The sequence below is a fragment of the Bacteroidota bacterium genome (assembly GCA_030706565.1).
In the GTDB taxonomy this organism is placed as follows: Bacteria; Bacteroidota; Bacteroidia; order Bacteroidales; family JAUZOH01; genus JAUZOH01.
Map to the genome: position 1 here is coordinate 1 of JAUZOH010000443.1, position 2,933 is coordinate 2,933.

Genomic DNA, 2,933 nt, shown 5'->3' on the forward strand with positions numbered 1-2,933 from the left:
GACTGTTGAATTGCCATTCAATCAAGATGTGATGAGCTATGATGACAACAGGAATGACGGGCGTTTATCAGGTGGGGCAAGCTTACCGGCAGAGTTGATTCCTGAAGAAATTGTCAGTGAATCGGTTCATTTTAAGATGGGAAACAAGGAAGATGGAGAGAACAATGCAGTAAGTTGCAAAGGGCAGAAAATAGACCTTCCGGCAGGAGATTATAATAAACTGTATATTCTTGCTTCTGCAGAAGGAAGAGCCATTGGTGATTTCCTGATTGATGGTCAAAGTTTCCCTCTGAAAATTCAAAACTGGAGAGGTTATACCGGACAGTTTTATAACCGCAGGTTTGCCCAGGATGGAGTGACAGTAACCCGTATTGATACTCCGTTCTTGAGAGAGGATAATATAGCCTGGTATGCATCTCATTACCATGCAGCTTATCCTTCAAAGAATGAGACTTATCAGTATAGTTATATTTTCAAATATGGAATTAACCTGCCTCAGGGTGCTAAAACCATTACGCTTCCCGACAATGGCAGAATAAAAGTATTTGCAATTACCCTGGTGAAAGCTAAGGGAGACGACATTAAGGTATTACAGCCATTATATGATGATTTGAATAATTGTAAACCTGTTGCTTTAAGAAACAATTAGAAAGTAGTAATTAATTTTTTTGGGCTCAGAAAAGACAGATTCTAAATCTGCCTTTTCTGAGCCTTTCTCTATAATATTGTTTAATTTAGATTAATATTGCTAAAAAGATATGTATAATTGATTTTACCTAATAATATTGTAAATAAAGTATCCTGAAATAAGTCAAAAAATAACATTGATGTTATGAAAAATAGTCACTTAATTGCCAAAAGTCATGAATTCTAAATTATATCTTATTCCCTTGATTTTGTTGATCTTCCCTTTATTCAAAGTAAAAGGGCAATTTATAACACCAGCTCATCAAAAGGAAAAAACTTGTTTCCAGATCTCTGCCCCCTGGCGTGCTGAATACGACGTACGTTCGGATATTTCCATTGTGTATGGCATGGATGATACTTTTGAGAAACGTGTAGAATCCTGGAGAAACCATGGTTATGGTATTCAATTTATGACCGGCATAGCCTGGGGAAATTATCAGGATTATTTTCAAGGGAAATTTGATGGGAAGACACATTCCGATGAGGGCCAGGTTCAGCGCAATGGGGAAACAATAGGTCATGGAAAGGATATCCCTTATGTGGTTCCTTCTTCATCCTACATTTCTTATATTAAAACGTTGATAAAGAAAGCAATAGATGCAGGAGTAACGGCAATTTATCTGGAGGAACCGGAATTCTGGGCCAGAGCTGGTTACAGTGAATCCTTTAAAAAAGAATGGCAGAAATATTATGGTTTCCCATGGATGGCTCAGCATGAATCACCTGAAGCAACTTATTTATCTTCCAAGTTAAAGTACCATTTGTATTTCAACGCATTGAAAGAAGTATTTCAATATGTTAAGGAGTATAGCCAAAGCAAAGGTACAAGAGTTCAATGTTTTGTCCCTACCCATTCCTTACTTAACTATTCTTCCTGGCAGATTGTCAGTCCTGAAGCAAGCCTTGCTGCACTTCCGGGCATGGATGGCTATATCGCACAAATCTGGACAGGCACATCGAGGGAACCCGTTTACTTCAACGGGATAAAAAAAGAAAGGGTATTTGAAAATGCTTTTCTGGAGTATGGATCTATGGTTTCAATGACTGCCCCAACAAACCGCAAAATATTTTTCCTTACTGATCCTATTGAAGATGCACGCCGCACCTGGGATGATTACAAAAAAAACTATCAGGCTACTTTCACAGCCCAACTGATGTATCCCATGGTTGCCGATTATGAAGTAATGCCCTGGCCCAGCCGGATTTATCTTGGAAAATTTAAAGTGGAGAAAAGCGATACCCTGCAACCTATTCCCCGTGAATATGCTACTCAGATGCAGGTGATGGTAAATTCTTTAAATGATATGCCTGTTTCGGATAATCGCGTGAGCGGTTCAAAAGGTATTGGTGTTTTGTTGGCTAACTCTATGATGTTTCAACGTTTTCCCACCCATAAGAATTATGATGATCCTCAGTTATCAAACTTTTATGGAATGGTTTTACCCTTGTTAAAAAGAGGTATCCCGGTTGAAACAGTTCATATTGAGAATATTGGACTGCCGGCTACTTTAAAAAATATCAGGGTATTGGTCATGAGTTATGCAAATATGAAACCACTGTCTCCTGATTATCATAAATTTATTGCCGGATGGGTCAAAAAAGGAGGAATTTTGATTTATGTTGGACGGGATAATGATCCTTTTCAGGAAGTAAGGGAATGGTGGAACAGTAATGGAAATACATATAAAGCACCCGCTGATCACTTATTCAGCCTGATGAAAATGAAACCTGCTGCTACTGAAGGAAATTATAGTTTTGGGAAAGGAAAAGTAATTATTGTTAGAAAAGACCCTAAGGAATTAGTATTAAAAACAGACCAGGATGAATTTTTCATTACATTGGTGAAAAAAGCTTTCGAGCAAAGTAAGGGGGGAGAAAAACTTGAATTTAAAAACTATTTTTCATTGCAGCGTGGACCTTATGATATTGTTTCTGTAATGGATGAAAACAAAGATACAGTGCCCTTGCACGTTCAAGGCCCGGTTATCGATTTGTTTGATCCTCATTTACCTGTTTTGCATGAAAAAATTGTGTATCCGGGACAACAGGCTTTCCTTTATAATTTAAACAGAACCGGAGATAAAAATCAACCTAAGGTACTCTGCGCTGCTTCCAGGGTATACAATGAAATTAATGAAGGTAAAACTTATTCGTTTATAACAAAAAGTCCATCAGGCACTCAAGACGTAATGCGCATTTTATTACCTGCAAAGCCAATTGAAACGATTCTTACAGATAGCAAAGGC

General features: G+C 37.8%; 2 protein-coding genes. Both read left to right on the plus strand.

Features of this window, described 5'->3' with window-relative positions:
- On the plus strand, nucleotides 1-649 hold a 649-nt coding region (locus Q8907_15340), incomplete at its 5' end, for an alpha-mannosidase (protein MDP4275645.1).
- A gap of 214 nt (nucleotides 650-863) precedes the next feature.
- Nucleotides 864-2,933 (plus strand): hypothetical protein (locus Q8907_15345; GenBank protein MDP4275646.1); only part of this gene is annotated, 2,070 nt, incomplete at its 3' end.